Source organism: Streptomyces sp. NBC_01176, assembly GCF_045039825.1.
Classification (GTDB): domain Bacteria; phylum Actinomycetota; class Actinomycetes; order Streptomycetales; family Streptomycetaceae; genus Streptomyces.
The window spans coordinates 1,052,693-1,076,787 of record NZ_CP108600.1; the positions used below are offsets into that span (position 1 = coordinate 1,052,693).

Annotated in this window: 21 protein-coding genes and 1 pseudogene; 15 read left to right on the forward strand and 7 right to left on the reverse strand. The window is 68.9% G+C overall.

Annotated elements, in window-relative coordinates:
- Positions 1 to 47: 47 nt before the first annotated feature.
- Positions 48 to 464, forward strand: coding sequence for a VOC family protein (locus tag OG199_RS04230; RefSeq protein ID WP_356798714.1), 417 nt, complete (start codon positions 48 to 50; stop codon positions 462 to 464).
- 104 nt (positions 465 to 568) lie between these two features.
- On the opposite strand, the gene OG199_RS04235 is transcribed toward OG199_RS04230, so the two are convergent.
- Positions 569 to 2,023, reverse strand: a complete 1,455-nt coding sequence (locus tag OG199_RS04235; protein WP_405828047.1) for an MFS transporter — start codon at positions 2,021 to 2,023, stop codon at positions 569 to 571.
- A 318-nt stretch (positions 2,024 to 2,341) separates the two neighbouring features.
- Between OG199_RS04235 and OG199_RS04240 the strand changes: the two genes are divergently transcribed.
- Positions 2,342 to 3,223, forward strand: a complete 882-nt coding sequence (locus OG199_RS04240; protein WP_405828048.1) for a PIG-L deacetylase family protein — start codon at positions 2,342 to 2,344, stop codon at positions 3,221 to 3,223.
- Positions 3,224 to 3,385: 162 nt separating this feature from the next.
- Here OG199_RS04240 and OG199_RS04245 read toward each other — a convergent pair whose 3' ends face one another.
- On the reverse strand, positions 3,386 to 4,366 hold the full coding sequence (locus OG199_RS04245) for a nitrilase-related carbon-nitrogen hydrolase (protein WP_356798710.1): 981 nt from the start codon (positions 4,364 to 4,366) through the stop codon (positions 3,386 to 3,388).
- A gap of 256 nt (positions 4,367 to 4,622) precedes the next feature.
- Here OG199_RS04245 and OG199_RS04250 point away from each other — a divergent pair, with 256 nt between their 5' ends.
- Entirely contained in the window at positions 4,623 to 5,060 is a 438-nt protein-coding gene (locus tag OG199_RS04250; RefSeq protein ID WP_405828050.1) for a winged helix-turn-helix transcriptional regulator, read from the forward strand.
- Between the two features lie 680 nt (positions 5,061 to 5,740).
- On the opposite strand, the gene OG199_RS04255 is transcribed toward OG199_RS04250, so the two are convergent.
- Entirely contained in the window at positions 5,741 to 7,426 is a 1,686-nt protein-coding gene (locus OG199_RS04255) for a ribonuclease J (protein WP_356798706.1), read from the reverse strand.
- A 30-nt stretch (positions 7,427 to 7,456) separates the two neighbouring features.
- Between OG199_RS04255 and OG199_RS04260 the strand changes: the two genes are divergently transcribed.
- Both OG199_RS04260 and OG199_RS04265 read left to right on the forward strand, forming a co-directional pair.
- Positions 7,457 to 7,630: a hypothetical protein gene (locus OG199_RS04260; RefSeq protein ID WP_405828053.1), complete on the forward strand. Its 174-nt coding sequence runs from the start codon at positions 7,457 to 7,459 to the stop codon at positions 7,628 to 7,630.
- Positions 7,631 to 7,892: 262 nt separating this feature from the next.
- Positions 7,893 to 8,204, forward strand: a complete 312-nt coding sequence (locus OG199_RS04265) for a hypothetical protein (protein WP_405828055.1) — start codon at positions 7,893 to 7,895, stop codon at positions 8,202 to 8,204.
- 365 nt (positions 8,205 to 8,569) lie between these two features.
- Here OG199_RS04265 and OG199_RS04270 read toward each other — a convergent pair whose 3' ends face one another.
- Positions 8,570 to 8,986, reverse strand: a complete 417-nt coding sequence (locus OG199_RS04270; RefSeq protein ID WP_405828057.1) for a hypothetical protein — start codon at positions 8,984 to 8,986, stop codon at positions 8,570 to 8,572.
- A 396-nt stretch (positions 8,987 to 9,382) separates the two neighbouring features.
- Between OG199_RS04270 and OG199_RS04275 the strand changes: the two are divergent.
- A pseudogene (locus OG199_RS04275) lies at positions 9,383 to 10,132 on the forward strand (NACHT domain-containing protein); the annotation flags it as partial.
- Between the two features lie 1,435 nt (positions 10,133 to 11,567).
- Here OG199_RS04275 and OG199_RS04280 read toward each other — a convergent pair.
- Complete coding sequence (locus OG199_RS04280) at positions 11,568 to 12,203, reverse strand: hypothetical protein (protein WP_405834420.1); 636 nt, start codon at positions 12,201 to 12,203, stop codon at positions 11,568 to 11,570.
- On the opposite strand from OG199_RS04280, the gene OG199_RS04285 reads away from it, so the two are divergent.
- Positions 12,129 to 12,332: a hypothetical protein gene (locus tag OG199_RS04285; RefSeq protein ID WP_405828059.1), complete on the forward strand. Its 204-nt coding sequence runs from the start codon at positions 12,129 to 12,131 to the stop codon at positions 12,330 to 12,332. The two genes, OG199_RS04280 and OG199_RS04285, sit on opposite strands and share 75 nt — an antisense overlap.
- Before the next feature lie 339 nt (positions 12,333 to 12,671).
- On the opposite strand, the gene OG199_RS04290 is transcribed toward OG199_RS04285, so the two are convergent.
- Positions 12,672 to 13,280 (reverse strand): TetR/AcrR family transcriptional regulator, encoded by a 609-nt coding sequence (locus OG199_RS04290; RefSeq protein WP_405828061.1) that lies wholly within the window; start codon positions 13,278 to 13,280, stop codon positions 12,672 to 12,674.
- Positions 13,281 to 13,386: 106 nt separating this feature from the next.
- On the opposite strand from OG199_RS04290, the gene OG199_RS04295 reads away from it, so the two are divergent.
- The 8 genes from OG199_RS04295 (at position 13,387) to OG199_RS04330 (ending at position 22,970) form a co-directional block, all read left to right on the forward strand.
- The gene (locus tag OG199_RS04295; protein WP_405828063.1) at positions 13,387 to 14,397 is read left to right on the forward strand and encodes an alcohol dehydrogenase catalytic domain-containing protein; all 1,011 of its coding nucleotides are present in this window, start codon (positions 13,387 to 13,389) and stop codon (positions 14,395 to 14,397) included.
- A gap of 20 nt (positions 14,398 to 14,417) precedes the next feature.
- Complete coding sequence (locus OG199_RS04300) at positions 14,418 to 15,020, forward strand: NADPH-dependent F420 reductase (RefSeq protein ID WP_405828065.1); 603 nt, start codon at positions 14,418 to 14,420, stop codon at positions 15,018 to 15,020.
- Between the two features lie 61 nt (positions 15,021 to 15,081).
- Positions 15,082 to 16,170: an alkene reductase gene (locus OG199_RS04305; RefSeq protein WP_356803001.1), complete on the forward strand. Its 1,089-nt coding sequence runs from the start codon at positions 15,082 to 15,084 to the stop codon at positions 16,168 to 16,170.
- Between the two features lie 839 nt (positions 16,171 to 17,009).
- Positions 17,010 to 17,876 carry a hypothetical protein gene (locus OG199_RS04310; RefSeq protein ID WP_405828067.1) on the forward strand — a complete coding sequence of 289 codons (867 nt, stop codon included), beginning with the start codon at positions 17,010 to 17,012 and terminating at the stop codon, positions 17,874 to 17,876.
- A gap of 635 nt (positions 17,877 to 18,511) precedes the next feature.
- Positions 18,512 to 19,513 carry a hypothetical protein gene (locus tag OG199_RS04315; RefSeq protein ID WP_405828069.1) on the forward strand — a complete coding sequence of 334 codons (1,002 nt, stop codon included), beginning with the start codon at positions 18,512 to 18,514 and terminating at the stop codon, positions 19,511 to 19,513.
- A 607-nt stretch (positions 19,514 to 20,120) separates the two neighbouring features.
- On the forward strand, positions 20,121 to 20,876 hold the full coding sequence (locus OG199_RS04320; protein ID WP_405828071.1) for a trimeric intracellular cation channel family protein: 756 nt from the start codon (positions 20,121 to 20,123) through the stop codon (positions 20,874 to 20,876).
- Positions 20,873 to 22,135 carry a M20 family metallopeptidase gene (locus OG199_RS04325; RefSeq protein ID WP_405828073.1) on the forward strand — a complete coding sequence of 421 codons (1,263 nt, stop codon included), beginning with the start codon at positions 20,873 to 20,875 and terminating at the stop codon, positions 22,133 to 22,135. Before OG199_RS04320 ends, OG199_RS04325 begins: the two co-directional genes overlap by 4 nt.
- 478 nt (positions 22,136 to 22,613) lie before the next feature.
- Positions 22,614 to 22,970 carry a hypothetical protein gene (locus tag OG199_RS04330; protein ID WP_356803013.1) on the forward strand — a complete coding sequence of 119 codons (357 nt, stop codon included), beginning with the start codon at positions 22,614 to 22,616 and terminating at the stop codon, positions 22,968 to 22,970.
- 521 nt (positions 22,971 to 23,491) lie between these two features.
- Here OG199_RS04330 and OG199_RS04335 read toward each other — a convergent pair.
- The gene (locus tag OG199_RS04335; RefSeq protein WP_356803015.1) at positions 23,492 to 23,746 is read right to left on the reverse strand and encodes a DUF6479 family protein; all 255 of its coding nucleotides are present in this window, start codon (positions 23,744 to 23,746) and stop codon (positions 23,492 to 23,494) included.
- Between the last annotated feature and the right edge of the window lie 349 nt (positions 23,747 to 24,095).

The following is a 24,095-nucleotide window of genomic DNA, read 5'->3' on the forward strand; positions in this document are numbered from 1 at the left end:
ACCACGCTAGTATGGTTTGAAACTCAAACCATACTGAAGGACGGTCCATGACTGCTCGAGTCACTCCCTACCTCAACTTCGACGGCAACGCGCGAGAAGCGATGGAGTTCTACCATTCGGTCTTCGGCGGCACGCTGGACATCACCACGTACGCGGATCTGCACCGAGCGGAGGACGCCGGCCAGGAGAACCTGGTCGCCCACTCGATGCTGAAAGGCGCCGTGGGCGTCATCCTCATGGGATCCGACACCACGACCCCGGAGGCACATGGACCCGGCGGCTCCTTCTCCGTGGCCCTCGGCGGCGACGAGACGCACCTCACCGCCTACTGGCACCGGCTCTCCGACGGCGGAACCGTGACAGTGCCCTTCGCCAAGTCCGCGTGGGGCGCGCTGCACGGACAGTGCGTCGACAGGTTCGGGACCTCCTGGCTGGTGAACGTGACGGCGGGTTCTACAACCTGAGGGCCCGTCACCTCACGCTCACCATGGCGTCATCGGCCCTCCTGCCCGAGATCGGAATTCGAGGTCTCGGGCAGGAGTTCCTTCTGCCGCGAACGGCGGGATCCTCAGCGCGCTGAGGGCGCGGATGCCGACTTCAGACGCGGCAGGGCCTGGACAACGCCGGCGGCAAGGCCGAGAGCCGCGAAGACCCACCAGATGTGCTGGAAATTGTCCACTCCAGGACCCATTTTCGAAGTTCCCAGGAGAGCGACGAAGATGCTGACTCCCAGAACTGCCCCGAGCTGCCTGAAACTGGAGTTGATGGCGGATCCGACGGCGAACTGCGCCGGGGGAAGTTTCGCGACGGCGGCGCCGGACTGCACAGGCAGGGTGAGACCGATTCCCAGTCCGGTGAGCAGAGTCCACGGAAGCCAGTGGGCCACCCAGTGCGGTGAGGAGTCCACGAAAAGGGCGAAGCCGAGGCAGCCGAGGGTCCAGGTGACGGCGCCTGCGAAAAGGACACGTCGATGTCCGACAACGGTGGCCAGCTTGGTCGTGGAGCGCGCGATGATGGTGACGACGATCGGTCCGGCGGAACTGGCGAGTGCTGCGCGCAGTACCGAGTAGTGCCATTCCGCCTGAAGGAAGATCAGATTGGCCAGCAGGAGGCCGAAGAACGCTGTTGAGAACAGGAGCGTCGCGGCGTTGATCTCCGAGAACTGGCGCTCCTTGAAGAGGGCGAGATCCATCACCGGCCGTGCGGCCTTCGATGTACGCCACAGGAAGACGGGAAGCGCAAGGGCCGCCGCAACGAATCCGATCACCACCCAAGAGTCGGACCATCCACGAGAAGGTCCCTCGATGATGGAGAAGCTGAGAAGCGCGGGAATTGCCGCCACGAGGAGCGCCCCGAGAGGATCGGGAAGGCCGGACGCCTGCGGGTCACGGGACTCGTGGAGCAGATGTCTGCCGAGCGCCACGATCACTGCCGCGATCGGCACGTTGACCAGGAAGATCCATCGCCATGACGCGTACTCGGTGAGCAGCGCTCCGAGCGTGGGGCCGACCGCTGCCGCCGCGGCGGCCATCGCACCCCAGACGCCGATCGCGACATGCCGACGGGCGGCGTGGAACTCATGAAGGACGAGCGCGAGCGAGGACGGCACGACAAGGGCGGCGAAGACCGCTTGTAGCGCGCGGGCGGTGATCAGTACTCCCGCGCTCGGCGCCAGCCCGCACAGAGCACTCATGAGCGCGAATCCGGTGATGCCCACCATGAATATGTTCTTGCGCCCGTAGCCGTCGGCCACCCGGCCCGCCGGGATGAGCATGGCCGCGAACACCAGGCTGTACGCATTGAGAACCCACGCCAAATGCCCGGCTGTGGTGTTGAAACTGTGGCTGATGGTCTGGAAGGCGATGTTCACAATCGTGGTGTCGAGAAAAACCACGAAGGCGCCGAGGCTGCCCAGGGCCAACACCCACCCAGCCCGACGATTGTTCGCGGGCACCTCATCCCGGGGACTGTCGTCGACAGTGGTCCGGCTCTCCCCCAAGGGGGCGCGCTGTGCATTCTTCACCGTGCACAACTCCTCATGTCTTGTTGTGAGCTGCAACTTGCTCAGGTACGGTAACAGTGCACGGTTTGAAATTCAAACCATGCAATCCGAGTCACAGTGCCGTGGAGGAGCGGTGAATGATCGACTCGAAGAGACCGATCAGGCAGCCCATTTCACCGCCCGGCATCGGCCGATGTGACGTCTGCCCGCGCTCCGGCTCCGCCGAATCCGTCGGTACGTCACACACAGGTCCATGAACGGCTGTCAAGCGAAGCGGCGACACCTATCGATACGACACGTATCGATAAAGTTCCGTCGCACCAGAGAGAAGCGCTCACATTGAATACTTCGGAAACCCGCCGACCGACGCTGATGGTCGTGCACGCGCACCCGGACGACGAGGCCAGCCAGACAGGCGGCACACTCGCGCGATACGCCGCTGCCGGCGTCCGAACGGTCCTTGTCACATGCACCGATGGCGGACAGGGCGACGGAGTCGACGGCCGCAAACCCGGCCACCACGGCCACCGGCCCGAGGAGATCGCCACACGGCGCGCCCACGAGCTCGCCCTATCCGGTGCCGCACTGGGTGTGAGTCACCTGATTCGACTGGACCATCCGGACTCCGGGCTGCCCGACTCCCCCGACGACATCGACCCTCGTGCGTTCAGCAGACTCGACGGCGAGCCGATCGTCCGGCAGCTCGAAGCCCTCATGCACGAGTACCGGCCGGATGTCCTGGTGACCTATCCCCCCAACGGGCTGTCGAACCACCCGGATCACGTCCGTACGCACGACCTCACGACCGCCGCGTTCGAGCGCATTCGGACGGCCAGCGGCTTTCCTGCCCAGGGAGGCGTCGGCACGCGTCCCGGCCGGCGCCTGCCGAAGCTCTACCACATCGCCCTCTCCGTGTCCCGCCTCGCGGCGGTACGAACCCTGGCACGGGCTTCCCTCGGTCCTGACGCCTGGACTCCCCCGCTGGACATGGGCGTTGAGGACGACGACGTCACCACCGTCGTGGACATCTCCGGGTTCTGGGACCAGAAGCTTCGGGCCCTGGCGGCACACGCCAGCCAGTCGGACGCTCAGGCCCTGCTGGGGATGTTGAGACTGACCGGTCGTGAGAACCCTGTCGAGGAGTACGTACGAGTCGCCCCACCGTGGACTGGCGGAGAGCGGGAGATCGACCTCTTCCAGGGCGTCGTCGAGGGCGGCTGACCGCCGTCTCCCGCCCGCCCCGGGCCTGCTACGGATACCGAGGGCGCCCGTGCAGTTATGTGGTCGCGGCCGACCTCGCCCGGGCCGCCCCCTCCCGCGATGGCCGACCGTGCTGCTTTCCGTTCCCACGGCGGGGACGGAAGCAGCACGGCCGGGAACGGCTCACTCCGCGGTGGAGGAGCCCTCCTCCGCCACACGAGCGCCACCGGCCGGAGCCTGAGCACCGCGCTCGTGGAGGTGGGCCGTCGGTGTGCGGTCGATCTGCAGGCTGAGGAGTTCGGGACGGCTGTAGTGGCCGCGCGCGTCCATCAGGCGCTTGCGCTGGTCGATCAGTCCGAAGTCCAGGTCGGCGATGACCTCGCCCTCGCCGGAAGTAAGCGGCTCCCCGAGAACGCGTCCTTCAGGATCGACGATCGCGGTGAAGAAGCCCCCGGACAGCGCGGGACCACCGGTGTCCTCGGCGATGCGACCCACCTGGTCCCGGTCGAGCCATGCGGTTGCGCAGACGACGAAGCAGGCAGCTTCCAGGGCATGCTGACGAATGTTGACCTCGATCTGCTCCGCGAACAGCGCGCCGCCGAAGGAGCCGGGGTACATCGCGGCGTGGATCTGCTCGCCGTCGGCGATCAGCGCGTAGCGGGCCAGGGGCTGGTAGTGCTCCCAGCAGGCGAGCTGGCCGACGCGGCCGACGGCGCTGTCCACCGCACGCAGGCCGGAGGCGTCGCCCTGCCCCCAGACGAGCCTCTCGTGATAGGTCGGCGTGATCTTGCGGCGGCGCTGGATCAGTGTGCCGTCGGCGTCGAACAATAGCTGCGTGTTGTAGATGGTCCCGCCGTCGCGCTCGTTGACGCCGATCGAGACGACCATGTGCGCCTCTCGCGCGGCCTGGGCGATGGCGTCGGTCTCGGCGGACGGCACGGTCACCGACTCCTCGAGCAGGCGCAGCGGCTCCCTGGCCATGGCGTAGGGCGCCTGCACGAAGGAGAAGTACGGGTAGTAGGGGATGACGGTCTCGGGGAAGACCGCGTACTGAACTCCCTTCGTGCCCAGCTCGCGGATCTTCTCGACGACCTTTTCGACGGTACCCGCGCGGCTGTAGAGCACGGGGCTGATCTGGACTGCGGCGGCCTTCACAACGGTCATGGTGCGGTTCCTTCTCGATATGAGGGGTCATCAATGGGAGTTCTGCATGGGCCCGTTCAGGCAGACGAGCCCGCACAGCGCCGGACCTGTCGATCGCGGGGACGTGTCGTGCGCGGGCATGGCGGCGATCACGGCCCCGACGAACCGGTCCTGCGTGGCACGAGGCGGGGCTCCCGGACCGGCCGGCGGTGATTCGACGACCTCTCCGACTATTATGGTTTGAATGTCAAACCGATCACAGCATACACATCCTGGTTTGGAAAACAAACCGAAGCGGGATTCCCTGGCAGTCGCGCTCGACGCGGTCAGCGACCGGTGGTCCCTGCACATCGTGCGCGCCGTGGCCTTCGGCGCGTCGCGTTACACGGACATCCTGCGGGCGGTGGGGGCACCGAGAGATGTCCTGTCCTCCCGGCTTCGAAAGCTCACCGCGTCCGGGATCCTGCGACCCCGCTCGCCGGAGAAGGGCCGGCTGGCCGGGTACGAGCTGACTCAGAAGGGTCGCGACCTCGGACAGGTCGTCCTGGTGCTCAAACGCTGGGGCGACGCCCACGGCGCGGACGACGTACCTCCGGTGGACTTCATCCACGACGTCTGCGGCGAGGTGTTCGTCGCCGAGGTCCGCTGCCGGGCCTGCGGGAGTCCGATCCGGTCGGGTGAGATCTCCGTGCACCGCGCGTCCCAGGGCTGCTGACGCCCCGGAGCCGACGCGAACCCTGCGGCTGACTCCCCGACCGGTGGATCACCGCCCGACCCCCCGTGGCTCCGCATGGCCCACGCCGAGATCGAGAGCCCCGCGGAGCTGGTCCGGGATCTGGCGCACGACCATGATCCCGACCTGGCCGATCATCCCTTTAGGCTCGGCGCGCGGCTGGGGAAAACAACTGTGGCGGCTCGGCGACGACCCCGCCTCCGCCTCAACGACGCCATGCGAGCCGGGAAAGCCGCGCCCGACGACGTCTGCTTCCCGTGTGCCCCGCACGGCGGGCGTGGCGTGCTGACCCGCACCACCGCAGCTCGGCGTCCAGCACCGCCAGGCCGACCGGTGACCGGGTGAACAAGGCATCCATCATCGCCACCTCGGTATCACTCGCAACGCCGGCCCGACCACGGTCTGCCATGCAAGTCACCTTCCGTGCCGCCCGGTGGCAGAACCCCGCGCGAGATGCCGATGCGGTTGCTTCCGGTGTACCCCGACGCCGCGAACACGGCGACCTCCGACGCCACGACACGGAGGTCACCAGCCGTAACCGGGAGGTACTCCCGCGCACCTACGCACAGAGCGGCACCGTCGGTGGCTGCTGACTCCCGGGCCCGGCCTCGATGCACGCCGGGTCGCGAGCGGAACCGGGGACCGTGCGGCCGGGCGGCGGCTCAGGCGTCGATGATGACGGGGATGATGAGGGGCTTGCGACGGTGGGTGCGGAACGCCCAGTTCGCCACGGCGCGGGCGAGGAGTTGTTCGAGTTGGTGCGCGTCCCCGACACCCTCCTCGGCCGCGGTGGCCAGGGTCTTCTCGATGACGGGGATGACCGGCTCGAACGTGGTGTCGTCGTGGACGAAACCGCGTGCCAGGAAGTCGGGGGCCTCGGCGAGGGCGCCGGTGTCCGCGTCGACGATCGCCACCACCGTGACCACGCCTTCGGCGGCGAGGGTGAGGCGGTCCTTGAGGGACGCTTCGGTGGCGCCGCCGACTTCCATGCCGTCCACGTAGACGTTGCCGGCGGGGACTTTGCCGGTGATGGACGCGCGCCCGTCGACGAGGTCGACGACGACGCCGTCCTCGGCGATGACGACCCGGTCGGGATCGACGCCGGTACGGATGGCCAGGTCGCCGTTGGCCCGCAGGTGGCGCCATTCGCCGTGCACAGGCATGACGTTGCGGGGTTTGACGATGTTGTAGCAGTAGACGAGCTCACCGGCGCTGGCGTGCCCGGAGACGTGCACCTTGGCGTTGCCCTTGTGGACCACGTGGGCGCCCCACCGGGTGAGTCCGTTGATCACCCGGTAGATGGCGTTCTCGTTGCCGGGGATGAGGGAGCTGGCGAGCAGGACGGTGTCGCCCTTGCCGATGCGGATCACGTGGTCGCGGTTGGCCATCCGTGACAGCGCGGCCATCGGTTCGCCCTGGGAGCCGGTGCACACCAGAGTGATCTTGTGGTCCGGGAGCTTCTCCAGCTCCTTCGTGCTCACGACCAGTCCGGACGGGACCTTCAGATAGCCCAGGTCACGCGCGATGCCCATGTTGCGGACCATCGACCGGCCGACGAAGGCGACCTTGCGGCCGTGCTGGTGGGCGGCGTCCAGGACCTGCTGGATGCGGTGCACATGGCTGGCGAAACTGGAGACGATGACCCGGCGCGGCGCGGTGCGCATCACCTGCTCGATCGCTGGATTCAGCTCACGCTCGGAGGTGGTGAAGCCGGGCACTTCGGCGTTGGTGGAGTCGGTGAGGAACAGGTCCACGCCCTCCTCGCCCAGACGGGCGAAGGCGCGCAGATCGGTGATGCGATCGTCGAGAGGGAACTGGTCCATCTTGAAGTCGCCGGTGTGCAGCACCGTCCCGGCGCCCGTGCGGATCGCGACCGCGAGACCGTCCGGGATGGAGTGGTTGACCGCCACGAACTCGCAGTCGAAGGGCCCGAAGCCGCGCCGGTCGCCCTCCCGCACCCGCACCGTGCGCGGCCGGATGCCGTGTTCCTTGAGCTTGGCCTCCAGGAACGCCAGCGTCAGCTTGGAGCCGACGACGGGAATGTCGGACCGCTCGCGCAGCAGGTACGGCACGCCGCCGATGTGGTCCTCGTGGCCGTGGGTGAGGACCACGGCCACGATGTCGTCCAGCCGGTCCCGGATCGAGGTGAAGTCCGGCAGGATCACGTCCACGCCGGGCTGGGTCTCCTCGGGGAACAGCACGCCGCAGTCGACGATGAGCAGTTTGCCGGCGTGTTCGAAGACCGTCATGTTGCGGCCGATCTCCCCCAGACCGCCCAGGGCGACGACCCGCAGCCCTCCTGCGGCAAGGGGCGGGGCGGCTTTGAGGTCGGGGTGCGGATGACTCATACCCTGACGGTACCCGGAGAGCGGGACGGGATGATCCATTGTCTGTGTGATCTCTTCGTCCCGACGGACGCCGGCAATGACTCGGCCTCGGTCACCACGAACGAGGGCCTGTACCAGGAGTCGAAGCACATGCACTGGCACGTCTGCCACCGCGGTGAGAGCGAGCAGCGGATCCTGGCGGCCTACGGGCACCACGACGGCTGAGCCGCGCTACCGTCCCTGGCGCCTGCCCCGGGGCCCGGCCGCTGCTGCGGCCAGGGTTTCCGTGGCGACGGGGCCGCGGCCGCCTATCGCGGTAGAGACCGGCTCGTCGCTGTCTGCCCTCGGCAGGGCTCGATGCTGCGGGAGAACACCCTCAGCGTGTGACCGTTCGGGAGATCCTTGCGCGTCCGCCAGCGGTCCGAGTTGGACCATTGCCTGCGATCGCCCGCGAGAGGAGAATCCGCTCCGATCAAGAGGAGATGTGATGCTCGGCTTTATGGATGGGTCCGTATTAGCGCTGGGGTGCGCGCTGGTCCTCGTGAGCCTCGGCGGCTGGCGGTGGGAGCGGACCAGGGTCCAAAAGGGAGCAGGTCCCGATCGGAGCAGGCGCTTCTTCGCGACCTGGCTCCCCCTGCTCATGGGAGTGGAGCTGATGGGCGCCAAGGTGCCGCGCCTGCTTCACGCGCCACACGCCGTCGCCATGATCGTGGACACTCTCAACTTGGTGCTGATATGCACGCTGGCGGTCCTGACCTTCTGGATGCTTCGGGATCGTGATCCCCGCACCCTCGGATGACGGCAACAGTCTCCGGGCCGTGCCACTCTCATGCCGGAACGGACAGGTACTCACGGGAACTCGCGGCCCACAGGGGTGAGTTCGGCAGGGCCTGCCCCTCGCGTGCATGATCGCCCGACCTCGCTCCCTTGTTCACGAGCCGTGTTGAAAGCGGTGGGGGCTCGCCAGGACAGCATCGGGGTGTTCCCGGTGAAGGTCCCTGGCCATGCCGCAGATGTCGAAGGTCGAGCTGTGCGCGGCGATCCGGCGGGACCACGGAGCCCGCGCCCGCGCCCGCATGACGATGCGGGAGTCGTAGCGGGCGTGGGGAGCCGTTCTGAGGGCCGGGGCGCGTCTCATCGGCGAGGACAGCGGCGGCGGACGCGTCAGCCGAAGTGGAGGTCGCCCTCGATGGTACCGGTCTGGATGACAGGACCGCGGATGTCGCCGCCGCTGATGGTGTTGTGCACGGTGGAGCCCCGTTCCGGAGCGTGCCCGGCCGCCGAGATCAGGGCACGCAGCTCGCCTTCCGCCGCCGGGTCCTCGCGGAGCAGGAGCAGCAACCGCGCCTGCCATTGGGACTCGATCCCGGCGAGGGCGGCCCGGTCACCGCTGTGTGCGGCGGCGACGACCGCGGTGCGGGCCTGCTCCAGCTCGGTGTCGGCCGCCTGCTCCTCGCGGGACCGCCCGCGCCCGAACAGCGCGCTCGCCCGGCTCTTGACCGCAGCCCATGCCTCACCCGCCATCAGCTGCACCAGGGTCGTCGCCCCGGACACGGCCAAGGCGGTCAGTTCAGCCTCCACACGGCCTCCTCCGGTTCCGCAGTCTGTCGCCGGTTCCCCGAACTCCGTTCCTCTCCAGCGTACTTGGACCACGTGCGTGACGCGGGCTATCGTGCTTGGCCGGGAGACGGCGGAGGTGCGCGAGACGTGGGGAGAGCCGGGGGGAGCAGGTTCCACGACGTGCGCAACACCTTCCACGGGGACGCGGAGACTGTCATCCAGGCCGGCTCCATCGGCCGTGTCCACCTCTACGGCATCCCGTTCCAGCTGACGCCCCTGTCCCGCTGGTCGATCGTCCGGCGCTGTGTCGTCACGGCGGTCCTGGTGGCTCTGGGCGGCTTCCTGCTGGAGGCCGGACTCAGCGCCTCCACCGGTCGAATGGCGCCGTGGCTGGTCGTCGCCGGGCTCGCGCTGCTGATGACGGCTTACACGGTGGGTTGGGTGACCTGGCAGTGTCGGCAACTGGCCCGCGGCCGCCACGAGAACGTGCTGCGTGCCACGGTGAACGGCGTGCTGGCCGGACTGGCTCGGGAGCAGACCAGGCAGTGGCGCGACGAGGCGATCGCGCGCCGCGTCCAAGGACCGCGCCTGCTGCCCGTACTGTGCCGGGCGTCCGGGCGCGACCTGTTCGACCATTGGTCCAACATCCGTGCCGGGGAACGGAGCGACCAGCCCCTGTCCCTCGACGGTGATGTCACGGAGATCGACCGGATCTACGGCCGGGTGCCCTCCGGACGGCTGGTGATCCTGGGCGAACCAGGGGCGGGCAAGAGTGTGGCGGCGCTCCGGCTCGGGCTGCGGCTGCTGGAGGGACGACGGGCGGACGGCCGGGTCCCCGTGATCCTCCCCCTCGCTTCCTGGAACCCGGGCGAGACGGGTCTGTGGCGGTGGGCCGCGCAGCGGCTCGCCACCGAACACCCCGAACTGGCGGCGCCGACCGGCTTCGGCACCGTACTGGCCGAGGAGGTGGCCGCACCCGAGCGGCTCCTGCTGATTCTCGACGGCTTCGACGAAATGCCCGCCGATCGACGGGCCTTGGCCCTGCGGACTCTCAACGACAGTCTGGACGAGGACACTCACCTGATCCTCACCAGCCGCACCGAGCAGTACCGGGACGTGGTGCGCCAGGCGGATGTGCTCAGCGGCGCGGCGGCCGTGACGCTCCAGCCACTGACCGTGCGGGAGCTGAGCGAGCACCTGAGAACCAGTACCCGGCGGACCCGGACGGACGGCAGCCCGCTGTGGCAGCCCGTCCTCGCCCGCATGCGCGACGGCGACGATCCGCACGCCCGGCGGCTGCGCGACGCACTGTCGTCGCCGCTGATGCTCGGGCTGGCCCTGGTCGTCTATGGCGAGACATCCGCCGACCCGGCCGAACTCCTGGACACAGCCGTGTTCTCCACCGGAGCGCGGATCGAGCAGCACCTCATCGCACGGCTCGTGCCGGCGGCCTACACGGCGCCGCCCGACGTGGGAAAACCGCGGCGATGGCGCGCGGAGGTCGCCGAACGCCATCTCAGCCGACTGGCCCGGGACGCCGCCCGGCACGGTGCGCCCGGTGGCGAACTCGCTTGGTGGCGCTGGTATCCCGGGCAGGCGAAGGCCGCTACGGCGGTGGCCGTCATCCTGGTCTACGCCGCTGCCGTGGCCCTCACCGCGGCCCTGCCGCCGCACGGCACGATCCGCTGGTGGGGCATGACGCTGCCGCCCTGGGGCGCGCTGGCACTGATCGGCGTGCTTCCCCTGCTCGTCGCCGTCGCCGACGTCTACGCCACCGTGCCGGTGCCCGCGCGTCTGCAACTGCGCCAGCGCACGCCCACGATTCTCTGGCGCGCCGCAGGAAGCGCCGCCGGGATCGGGTTCGCCTGGGGGACGAACATCCCCACCAAGGACCATCCCTATCCCTCTGGCTTCCCGATTCCCGCGGCCGTCGCGTTGGGCGTGCTCTTCGTCGTCCGCGCCGCACCGAGCATGGCCACCGACGTGGCGTCAGTCACCCCTCGTTCGCTGCTGCGGGCCGACCGGGTGTCGGCGCTGACCCTGGCGGTCAATTTCTCGGTCACGGGGCCGCGCCGGTGGTGCCTGGAAGCGGTGGTGCTGCTGCCCGTCTTGTGCGTCAACACCTGGAGCGACCACGCGGGGGCGGGGGTGACGGGCGCGGGGACGTGGGCCACCGTGGTCGCGGGCACCCTCGCCATCACCGTCCTGCACGGGATCACCAACACGGCCTGGGGGCGCCACGCCGCGGCGCGCGTCGTCCTGGCGGCCACCGGCCGGCTGCCCTGGCGGACCATGGCCTTCCTGGAGGACGCCCACGCGCGCGGTGTACTGCGCCAGACCGGTGGGGTGTTCCTGTTCCGCCACGCACGGCTGCAGGAGCACCTGATCAGCCAAGCGCCGCCGACGCGGGACGGTAGGGTCCGTCTCCGCCTGTGGCCGCGGGCGCTCTGGCTGCTGGGTCGCTGGCCCGCCCTCCTCCTGACGGGAATCGTGCTGTTCTTCGGCAGCGCCTACGTCACGCAGTCCATCAGCCGGATCAACCGACAGGCCGGTCCCTATGCCGCTCCTCCGCCGGCCTGCGCTCTCCTCGACAGACACACGGTCACCTCGGCCCTCCACGGGGATCCGGTGCGCGACCGTGAGGCGCAACGGATGGGCGGGCTGTACGAGCCCTGGCCCAGGGGTGATGGCGTGTGGTGCAGTTGGCACACCGAGGCCAGCACCTCGACACTGGCACTGGCCACCGACACGGAGACGCCGACCCCTGACAGGAGTGGCGCGCAGATCGCGCGGCGCATATTCGTCGGGATGACGAGGCCGGTCGCCCCGGCCCAGCCCGATCCCGCGGCCACTCCCTGCGACTGGGACCACGAGTCCATCTGGTCGGGGAGCGACGACCGAGAGCCCGGCGTCTTCGTGCACGCCTTCCTGCTCTGCCGCAACGTCGTGTTCCAGGCCGACTACCACGCCGATGTCCCAGCAGGTGGCCCCGCCGACGGCACCGCCGTGCTGCAACGACTGCTCCGTCTCGCCGTACGCAAAGCGCTTCGCCCGGAAGATGGGGTCTGACGTCATTTCTCGGTTCGGGCACAGATCTTGGGGAGCGGTCGCGGAGTGTCACGGGGCAACAGCAAGCTGCCATGCGCGCCTCGATACCCGTCAGATGCCGCTGGATCACGTCCGTGACGTGGGCGCACGGCACCTCGCCGGAGTCGCGCAGGGCGAGGATCGAGCGGATCCCGGCGAGGGTGGGGCCGGCCGACGGGGCCTGGCGGACGAAGGCCGACGGCTGCTGGTCTGCGCCGGGCAGTCGCGGCAGCCGGAGGGCGTGCGCGGCGGGTCGGGCAGCGGTCCGGCCTGCTCGTAGAAGCGGATGGTCTCGGCCGTCAGCCCGCTCACGGAGACCAGTTGTGAACCGCGCTCAGGGACCCAGCTAGGCCGTGGGGAACATCGTTGCAGCCGTTGGCAAGAATCCTCGTCGTCCGGGGCCGCTACAGCTTCAACGTCTCCGTGCCGTGCGAGGGCCCACGCCCGCCGCGTGACCCGGCCGCGATCGAGCTCGACGAACACGGCGCGGAGGAGCAGAGCCCTCAACCAGGTCAGGCCGATCAGCCTCGCAGGGAGCGTGCCCGTTCCCGCGCCTGCGGGGCCGGGCCGTCTGTCGCGAACGCCTCAGCTCCACGTCCCGCAGCGGCCCTGAGCCGCATCAGTCGAGGGCGTGGCTGCGGCCGGTCTGCAGGATCTCGTCGGAGAGCTCGGGCTCGACGTGGCATACGGCGCGGGCAAGCATCAGCGCGCCGACCATTTCGCTGAGCAGGCGAATGGCCCGGTGGCGGGCCTCGGCCGGGTCGAGCGCGTGGCCCTTCTCCTCGGCTTCGCGCAGGAACTCGGCGGCGAAGCCGGTGAGGTAACCCTCGACGCCTTCGGCGTACGCGCTCTGCACGGCTTCGCTGTGCCGTCCGGCGTCGGTGACCAGGGAGGCGGAGGGACAGCCGCCGTCCGGGGCGTCACGGTGCGCGGTGGACAGATACCCGGCAACGACCCGCTCCAGCGGAGAGCCGGCCTGGCCCGGACCGTCCTCGATCGTCCGGGCCAGGCCCCCGAGCGAGGCGGCGTAGGCGGCGCCGCACACCTCCACGACCAGGTCGTTCTTGGAGGCGAAGTGGTTGTAGAAGCCGCCATGGGTGAGTCCGGCTTCCTTCATCAACTCGGCGATGCCGACCGCGTCGATGCCCTGCGAGCGAAACATGCGGCTCGCCGCTTCGAGGATGTTCTGCCGGTTGCGGGCCTTGTCCTGCTTGGTGATCCGCGGCATGGCCGTCCTCTCGCATCGCTCTCGATTTGACACTTTTAATGATGCCTCTCATCATAGCAGGAGTTCCAATGATGCCCATCATCAATAATTCGTGGAAGGGAGCGTCATGCGCGCCATCGCCTACGACCAGCACGGAGAAGCCGGGCAGGTACTACGCCTGAGCGAGCAGCCGGCCCCTGCTGCGCCCGCGGCCGGGCAGGTGCAGGTGCGGGTGCTGTCCCGGCCGATCCACCCCGGCGACCTGGCGGGAGTGGAGGGCCTTCCGGGCGGACCGCGGCAGCGGTTCGCCACGCCACGGATTCCCGGCGTGGAGGGAATGGGCGTCATCGAGACCGTCGGCGAGGGTGTGCAGGATCTGCGGCCCGGTCAGCGGGTGGCGTTCTTCCCGGTGCCGGGCGCGTGGAGCGAACTCGTCACGGCGCCGGCCGATCTTGTGGTGCCGGTGCCCGAGGACCTCAGCGACGAGACCGCGGCTTTGATGCTGGTCAACCCGCTGACCCTGCTCTCCTTGCTACGGGCGGTCGAGGACGCCCAGCAGGGCCAGGCCGGTCCGGTGGTGCAGACGGCCGCCGGTTCATCGGTGGGAAAGCTGGTCAGCGCCGCAGCACTCAAGCACGGCATCCCGCTGGTCAACCTGGTACGCAGCGCCACGGGGGCGCAGACCTTGCGGCGGCGGTTCCCCGGACTGCCGACCATCTCGACGGCCGACGCGGACTGGCGCACTCAGGTCCAGGACGCGACCGGCGGCCGGGGTGCCCAGGTCGTCCTGGACGCGGTGGGCGGATCCCTGACCGGTGAACTGGCCGGGCTGCTCGCCGACGGCGGCACGCTGATCGCGTACGGAGGGCTCGGTTCCGGCAGCACGCCGCTGGAGTCGCTCGCGCTGACCCCGCGGGCCCTGACCGTGCGGGGCACGTCCATCCTCCAGTGGCTGGCCGCCCGCACGCCTGAGGAACGGGCCGAGGACGTCGCCTTCGCCGCCCGCCTGGCCGCTACCGCCCCGGAACTCTTCGAGGTCGCCGCCGGCTACGACCTCGCCGACTTCGCGAAGGCCATCGACCACGTCCGCCGCCCCGGCAAGAGCGGAACCGTCCTGCTCACCAGCCCCGCACCCTGAACCCCACGAAGGGCACCGCCATGAAGATCGGAACCCTCGGCGCCGGAACCGTCGCCCAGGCCATCGCCCGCCACGCCGTGGCCCACGGCCACCAGGTCGTACTGAGCAACAGCCGCGGCCCCGCCTCCCTGGCCGGCCTCGCCGACGAACTCGGACCGCTCGCCCACGCCGGCACCCCGGAGGAAGCCGCCGCGGCGGAACTCGTCGTGCTCGCGGTCGGCTGGCCCCAGATCCGGGACGCGGTGGCCGGCCTGCCGCCCTTCGACGGGCGCGTCGTCATCGACGCCACCAACCAGTTCGCCTCACCGCCGCCGCCCATGAAGATCGTCGACCTGGGCGAGCTGACCGGCAGCGAACACGTCGCCTCACTGCTGCCCGGAGCCCGCGTCGTGAAGGCGTTCAACACCCTCTACGGCCAGTACATCGCCGCCGACCCGCGCCACCCGGCCGGGCGCCAGGTGCTGTTCCTCGCCGGTGACGACGCCGACGCCAAGACCACCGTCAAGAACCTCACCGGCGCCTTCGGCTTCGCCCCCGTCGACCTCGGCTCCTTGCGCGAGGGCGGACGCCTCATGCAGCTCGGCGGCCCACTCTCCGCCCTCCACGCCCTCAAACAGGACTGAGCCGGGCCCTCGCCCGCTCCTCGCTCTCCTCCTCATCCCCCTCAGCACAAGGAAGTTGCTCATGACCACCACCCAGCCCCTGCTCCAGCCCGTCCGCCTCGGCGCACTGGAGCTCCCCAACAGCGTCGTCATGGCCCCCATGACCCGCGCCCGCGCTCAGAACGCCGAGCTGGCCCCCACCGACCTGCACGCGACCTACTACGCGCAGCGCGCCGGCGCCGGCCTGATCGTCACCGAGGGAACCTGGGTCAACCGCGACGCGATCGGCTTCATCCACGCGCCCGGCATCTACACCGACACGCAGACCGCCGGCTGGGTGAAGGTCACCGAAGCCGTCCACGAGGCCGGCGGGCGGATCGTCTCCCAGTTCGGCCACCTCGGCGCGGCCTCCCACCCCGACCACCTCGGCGGCCGCCTGCCCGCCGGACCCTCGGCCATCAACCCCGGTGAGAAGTCCTTCACCCCCTCCGGCCCGAAGGACACCGTGACCCCGCGCGCCTACACCGCCGCTGAGATCGCCGCCACCATCGCCGACTACCGCCTTGCGGCCGAGAACGCCCGCCGCGCCGGCTTCGACGGCGTGGAAATCCACGCCCAGCAGTCCCACTTGATCCCGCAGTTCCTCAACCCACGTCTCAACCAGCGCACCGACGCCTATGGAGGCAGCAGCGAGAAGCGGGCCCGGTTCCTCCTCGACATCCTCGACGCCGTCAGTGACGTGTGGGGCAGCGACCGCATCAGCGTGAAGATGTCGCCGGGCTGGGCCAACGGAACCACGTTCACCGCGGACGAGGAGACACTCGCCGACTACGACCAGCTGTTCAAGAAGCTCAACGACAGCAACCTGGCCTATCTGCACCTCCTGGGCACCCCCGGCACCATCGAGGAGCGCATCGACCTCTTCTCCCGCTACCGCGCCCACTACCAGGGCAACATCGTCGCCAACCTCGGCTTCACCCAGGCCCTCGGCAACGAGATCCTCGACCACGGGATCGTCAACGCGGTCTCCTTCGCCGAGCCCTTCATCGCCAACCCCGATCTGGTCGAGCGCTTCGCGCAGGGCCACCCGCTGGCCGACGGCGACCGGGGCACCTACTACGCCGGTCACAGCGAGGGCTACACCGACTACCCCGCCTTCACCGCCAACTGAGCAATCAAGATCTCCGTGGGCAGCAGCATCCGAGCAATGATCGCAGACGTCGAAGCAGAGAACCTCGAAGACGCGGTTCGTCTCTACGCAGATGCCATGCCCGCGGGATCTGACCTGCTGGCGGATGATCTTCCTCGCCAGGGATCAGTCAGCGAGGTCGAACGTTCCGCTGACCCCGGTCTCGCAGAACAGGGCGCCGTCGTAGCACACGCCGACCCTCGAACCGAAATCGATGACCCGTCGGTTCCGCCCATACGTGGACGAGCCTGCGGACCAGGAGGAGCAGGCGGCCGCCGCGCACTCGGCATGGCGCCGCACGTCGGCCGAAGGCCTCCGGGCCCTCGCTCACGTCAACGTCGCCTGTGGGACTCCATCGTCGACGAAAGCGCGGACGACTGGGCAACACCAATGCAGGAAGCGGCCCGCGCCTGGGACAAGCACCATAGGTAGCGAATTCGCCCACCCACCGTTCAGGAACCCCCGTCCACAGCGGGGGTTCCTGCGTACCTCCTCCGGCCCCCGCGGCGCCCCGGTCTAGCGCCCAGCACAGTCACTGCCTCCGTGCAGTCACTGCCTCCATATGGCATCGAGACCTTGACCCTGGGGGCCGCTGCAGTCCAGAAGGATCGTTCGTGACAACAGTGGCAGGACGTGACCAACGCTCGGCCTGCAACCGCCCGCTCCAAGTCGACGCTCCAATAGAGAACTTGGCCGTTCCAAACCCGCAACTGGGATATTTCACAGGTGATCCACGAAACGGTCGGCGCGCACTTAGCCGTTCACCCGGAACGCATCCGCCGGTCGGGCGGAGATCACTCTCGCTGGCAATCCTCCTCCCTATGACGATCACTTCCCGCATCGCGCGGCTCCACCCCACCGCCGCCGCGATCGCCCTGGCCGCCTCCGCGTCGCTGTTCGCCACTACGACCCCCGCGCAGGCCGCCTCCAATGCGGTTCCCACGTACGAAGTGAAGATCAACCTCACGACCGCGGCGCTGGACTCCTCGCACAACCCGCTCGCCGCCGTGAAGTCCGCCTTCGGCATCAGCGGTTCCGCCAAGGCCCGTTCCTACGAGTACTTCGACACCAGCGCGCTGGGACTGAACGGCCAGGGCTGGGACGTGCGACTCCGTCACAAGAGCGGCTCGTCGTTCGAGGAGAGCTACAAGAAGCGCTTCCCGGTCACCGGCGGCGACATCAACGCGGCCCTGAGCACCGCCAACACCGCCGGCTTCAGCAGCAACGACACCAACTACGATGCGGAGGTCGACTGGGGCTACTCCAAGCAGACCCTGAGCTTCAGCAACGAGAAGTCGCACAGTGCCTCGGGCTACTCCGGCACAGCCATGCCGAGCGTGAGTACCGGCCTGGGCTGGGTCGTCGGCGACATCCCCGGCAAGCTGGAGGACTGGAACTCCTCGAACTGGGGCAAGACCACGCTGCAGGCGTCCCAGGTGCACGGCCCGGTCACCTCGCAGGCGTGGGGCGGTGCGTGGGAGGCCTCGGACGATGCGAGCATCGAGGTGCTGCCGGTCGTCGGCGCGAGCGGTTCGGGCACCGAGTACATCGTCGAGGTGTCGTTCAAGACAGACAGCTACAGCGACGCCACGAAGCTTCACACCGACGCCGTGAACGTCGCGGAAAGCCACGGCTGGCTGTACCACGGCGACATCCTCAAGACCCAGGTGATCCTGGACCGTTACTGACCACATCGCGCGGCAGGTCCAGGCGCCAAGGGGCCGGTGCAGGGGGCTGCCAGCGGACTCGCGCACGGGCAGGGCCTGGTAGGCGAGTAGGACTCCGCGCAGGGAGGAGATCCTTCACGGCCGCGGGCCAGAGCTTGGGCGTCGAAGGCGACGGGGACCAGCTACCGGACAACTGGGCAGAACAGGCTTACGCCGAGGCATCCTCGACCCGGACCTGGACGACGGCCTCGTCGAGGCGCAACGGCTCCTGGACGCGGCACGTCGCTTCGGGGTGGAGCGGTTCGTCCACGTGAACTCGTCCAGCTGCGTGGCCTACCTGGGTCCAGGATCCGGTAGGCCACGCAGGGTTCGTCACCCCACTGCATTCGCCACGCTCCACAGGGCTTGTCCGTAGCCGTGACCGTCGCCGTAACCGTGGCCGCGGCCGCGGCCGCGGCCGCGGTAAGTCCTCACCAGCCGTCCTTGAGGTCACTGCACCGTCGACTTCAACGTCCCGACCGAGGCGGCAGGATGGTCCGAAGTGCGCTACCTGCCGAATTCGGCAGCACCCCACGCCCGAGGGCTACCGGCGTAGCCTCTCGCGCCCCCGCCGATTCCACGGGATACTGGCAAGCCTTCACTGGGGGGGTAGCGGGATGAGACATGTGCCTTTCTTCCGTTGGGTGTTGACACTGGGGTTCGTCCTCTTCGCGTGTGCGGTGGGGCTGTACGCCGCTGATTCGGCCCTGCCCGAAGCGCGGCAGATCGACTTGACAGTGCTCGACGAGAAGCCCGACGGGTCCTGCAGGGTTCGCTGGATCGACCCCTATGAGAAGCGGACGAGGGAAGCGTCCTACCACTGCGATCCCGGCCGGTCCGACCTCCTCAAGGCACCGCAGTACGACAGCCGCGGCCACGGCTGGGAGACAGCGTTCATGCTCACCGAAGGGCCGCAGCGAGGGAATCTCGAGGACCTCGCCACCGAACACGACCCCGTCTCCGCGGACTTCCTCCTGCTGCTCGGGACACCGCTCATGGCCCTCGGGCTGCTCGGTGGGAACCTCCGAGCCCTCCCCCGGATCCTCGGGGTGCAGAAACGGCTCATCCACCGTGCGAACAAGCTCGCGGCAACCGCGACGTCGGCCGTCGAGGACTACGAACGGGCTGTCGCGGCCGTAGAGGAAGCGGGACGCCACGACGTCCTCCCCCACGGGACCGACAGCGGCTCCAACTCGCAGCTGATCACGGCACTCTGGGTACTACGGGAGGCTGGACCGCAAGCACGGAAGACGGCGGCTTTCGGCCGGAACCTCACGGACCAGCTTCACCAACTGCTGAACGACGCGGCCCCCGCCGCCGGATTGCGGAGCATGCTGCAGGCCGGCCCGGTAGCCCGCCTCAAAGCAGCCCAGGCGGTTGCCGAATTGCGCCTGCACTTGTCCGTCGCAGAGCGCAACGGCCTGCCCGAGCGTTTCGCACAGACTTCCGTCGACCTGCTTCGGGGACAGGACGCCGACCTGGCCGCCCTCGCGGCCGCGACGGACTTCGCCGGAGACCCTGTCGCGTACAGACACTTGCTGACCCAGCTGACGCGGCCCGGGGACACTCACACGGAACGCCCGCCGCGTCCCGGTCACTGCAACCGGACTGCTCCGTAGAGTCGGCTCGCGGTTCGGGCCGGCCTGCGACTGCGTGGGTGGCGCCGCTTTCATCACGCGGCTGGTCGTTGTCGGGGGTGAGGACCTGCAGGTCGGACGTCCATACGTCTCCCTGACGCGCCGCGCATTGGTTACGAGCGCCCGCTCGGGGGCGTCCTGCTCGTCCTCGGTGACGTCGTCCTGGCCGTCGCCCTTGGCCGCTTCGCAGAGCGTGACGAGCTGCCGGTGGCGAGTCCGCCACAGCTCCCGGTCCACCAGGGAAGTGCTGACCGGATCGGAGGGCGGCGCGCAGCGGACACACGTCGAGGAGCGCCGTCACGGCGTCCCAGTCCGGGGCCTGACGAACTCGCCCTGCAAAAGTTGGTGCACGCCAGACCTGCTGACGACCCGGGCGCCGACCGTCAGGTTCCGGGCGATCGCCCACTCCAGCTCCGCGGCGCTGGGCGAGCCCGCCACCCGGTGCACCTCCCGGAGCCAGGCCCCCATGCGCGTGCGGGGAGCAGCGTCCTTGACCTGCTGCCTTCCAGGAGCACTGTGGGTCCGGCTGTCGGAGAGCGTGAAGGTGGCGGCCGCCACCTCTGAGGCCGTCCACGACTACACTCGCCACGTGCCCGCTACGTCCCTGATGTCCGCTTCTCTGATCCCGGCTGGTCTGACGGTCGTGACTCGTTACCTCGACCTCGCGGGTGTCTTTTCGTGCGCTCTCCTCGGCGGCGCGGTGGCCCGTACCACCGGGCTGGACCTGTTCGGGTTCGTGATCGTCGGCATCATCTCGGGCCTTGGCGGCGGCCTCATCAGGGACGTGCTGCTGCAGCACGGAACACCGATCGCACTGACCGATTACGCCTACCTTCTGACCGCTGTCGCCGGTTCTGTGGTGGTGTTCCTCATCAAGATCAGCGAGGAGTCGTGGAACCGGTTGTTCACCGTGCTCGACGCCGCGGTGATCGGGTTCTGGGCGGTCACCGGTGCCAACAAGACGTTGGAGGTCGGTCTGGGCTGGCTCCCCGCCGTCCTGCTGGGCACCCTCACCGCCGTCGGCGGAGGCGCCCTGCGCGACATCACCCTCGGCCGGGTGCCCGCTGTCTTCGGACGCAACGGCCTCTACGCCACCGTCGCCGTCTCGGTAGCCGGAGTCACCGTGGTCTGCTCGTACCTCGGCGCTCCCCGGCTCGGTATCGGCCTGGGCATCGCGCTGGCGCTGACCTTTCGGCTCACCGCCGTGCACTACGGCTGGAACCTGCCCAACAGCCTGGACTGGCAGCCCCACTCCAAGCTGGCCTCCATGATGCGGCGACGTTCCGGTCCCGCCTCCCGAACCGGGGAGGGCGAGCAACCCCGCCCGCCCGAGGAGTCACCATGACCGACCGCGTCCGCACCGTGCTGTCCGGCCTCGACCGTATCCGCTCCGAAACCGAGGACCTGTACAAGGATCTGCACCGACACCCGGAACTCGGCCTCCGGGAGCACCGCACGGCGAAGCAGGCGTCCCAGGCTCTGCGGGCCTGCGGCTACGAGGTCACCGAGGGCATCGGTGGTACCGGAGTGATCGCTGTCCTGGCCAACGGCGACGGCGACGGCCCGACAGTCATGGCGCGCGCAGAAATGGACGCCCTTCCCGTACGCGAGCAGACCGGCCTGCCCTACGCATCCACCGTGACCGTCACCGGCCCGGACGGCAACGAGCAACCGGTCATGCACGCATGTGGCCACGACGTACACGTGGCCTGCCTGATCGGCTGCGCACGGCTCATGGCCCTGGCGAAGGGCGCCTGGCGGGGCACCTTCGTGGCCGTCTTCCAGCCCTCGGAGGAGAACGGCGACGGCGCCGACGCCATGATCGACGACGGCCTCACAGCAAAGGCGCCCCGACCCGACGTAGTACTCGCCCAGCACGTCCTGCCCTATCCGGCCGGCTACGTAGGCACCCGCTCCGGGCCGTTCCTGGCGGCCGCGGACAATCTGCGTATCACCGTCCACGGCCGCGGGGGACACGGCTCCATGCCCCAGGCCGCGGTCGACCCCGTGGTGATGGCCGCGATGATTGTCGTACGCCTCCAGACCATCGTCTCCCGCGAACTGGCCGCCACCACCCCCGCCGTCGTCACCGTATCCAGCATCAACACCGGCGCCGGCGCCAACGTCATCCCCGACAGCGCCGTCATCCAGCTCAACGTCCGCACCTACGACGTCGTCACACGCAACCAGGTCCTTCAGGCGATCGAGCGGATCGTCAAAGCCGAGTGCGACGCGTCCCGTTCACCGAAGGCGCCCGAGATCGAGCGGACCGCTTCCTTCCCGCCCACCGTCAATTACGAGGCGCCGACCCGGCGCGTCGCCGAGGCCTTCGCCGCCCACTTCGGCGACGACGCCCACACCATCGACCTGCAGACCGCCAGCGAGGACATGAGCGCCATCCCGGAAGCGTTCGGTGCGCCGTTCACCTACTGGGGCATCGGTGGCATCGATCCCGACCTGTACGCCCAGGCCGCCAAGAACGGCACCGTCGCCCAAGACATCCCCGTCAACCACAGCCCCACCTTCACCCCCGTCATCCAGCCCACCCTGGACACCGGCGTCAGAGCCATGACCGTGGCCGCCCTCGCGTGGCTCGGCAACTGACCCAATGGCGATCACGGCACGAACCGGCCCCATCGCCGTCGACAGGCGAGGTTGCAGCCGAGGGGACCATCTCTGCGGGCGCGGGGGGAGCAGGCTGAATGACCTGCGACTTTACCCGCACGCATAGCGGGCTTCTAGGACTTTCATCGATTCCATCGTTGCGCCCATATCGCTCGCCGCCTGACCATGGTCACCAGCCCGCACAACTGCTGGCAACACCGCGTCCCCGCCCAGCCTGCGCGGCGCGGCACGCAGGCCTGCTTCTCGGTCTCTGGGCGGACCGCACGTCAGCCGGTAGGCCTTCTGGACCCAGGATCCGTGATCGGGGCAGGCTGCCCGGTGTCACTGCCTCGGTGGCCGCCAGGCAGCGGTCGTCCTGGAAGTTCAGCGCGAGAGGGCCGAAGCGCTCACCTCTGCACACGAACAGCCCACGCGCATCTGAATCGTGGCTTCGCAGTGGAGTCGTAGGCTGCCGCGCATGGAGCACCGCGAAGTAATGCAGGGAGTCGTTGCCGTACTGACGGAAGCCCTCGAGAGACGGCGACTGGTCCGCGAAGGCCAGGAGCAGGGCGACGAACCGGCCTCCGGGATGATCTCCTCGCTGCTGACGGATCTGATGCCGAAGCTGGCGTTCGCTCCCGACGCGACCACCCGCGACGTGACCATGGCCGTCAAGCGCGAGTGGTCACCGGCCATTGAGCAGATGGCAGCCGCATTCGCCCTGGCGTTCGTCACTCTCGCTGAGGCGCATGACGACGGCGCAGCGGATGTGTCGACTGCTGACATCCTGCGCGCGCTGGCGCTGCATTTCGAGGAGGGTGACGCACAGGACTGAGGTGATCTCGCGCGTGTTCGGTGCTTCCCCAAGGGCTGTTGCGGACAGCCGCAGCCCCGTCAGGTGCCTGGGTTCTTCCATAGATGTCGCTATTCCAGGGAACCGAATTGTACGTCTCCGCGTTCGAGGTCGACGAGGATGGGCCGGCGGGTCACCGCCGACGTCGACTCCCCTGACCGCCCCGAACATGACGTCAACGAACGAAGCCTGGATCCGATCCGGGTGTCGGAGCACCAGCAGGCTCGCGAGAGGGGCGCACCCGGGTCCCACGACCACCCCGACCGGCCGCGCGCGTCTGCCGGAGACGACGAGTGTGCCTCCGGCGCCGCCTCGCCGTCGAGTTGCACGCCGGGTACGCCGAGCCGATCGACGACGGTCTATGCGAAATCCGTCGCGGCATCAAGAACGCCGTCGAAAGAGCAGAATGCTGGCCCCCGACTCCCCCACCTCCGATACGGCGCGGCGCCGAGCACGTGGTGGCGGGACGGCTGGGCCGTGCGATACAGCACGGATGCCATTCGTCAGCGGTGAGGATGCCCTTGTTCAGGGTCATCCTCGGGGGTGCTCCACCCGTCGCCGCGGTGTGCGGGGTCCGCCAGGTCGCGGCGTGCTTGTGCGGCCTGCGGCGGAGACGTTGACACGCGGCGCCGGGCGGAGTGTCGGGTACCGAGGAAAAATCCGGCGACCAGGACGACGACGACGGCGACACCCGCCAGCATCAGCCACAGCGCGCCGCCATACGAAGCGGCTTGCACGTTCAGCGTTTCGGCGTTCATACGCGCCGTGTACCCCATAGGAGAGGAAAATTCACTTTCGGCCTCCGGACGGACCGTGCAGTGCCGCAGGCCGTCAGAGGGCAGGACGCGTGATGTATGTGTATGCCCTATTCGCGGCCGCTCGCATCGGCCAGAACGCTAGCCGCGAGTGCTCTTGAAGCCAGAGAAAGCGGAAGGCCTCCGGGCCCGTACCGCCAAGTTTGCCGCTGTCACCCCGCACACCGATCTAGGCTGCCGGGGCAATGCATCGTGCTGGGATGGGGCTCCGATACCAAGGGCGCTACGGTCGTCTTTCTGCTGGCAGTGCGTGCGCGGCGTGTCTCGGGCGGCCTGGGATGCCAAGCGGCTG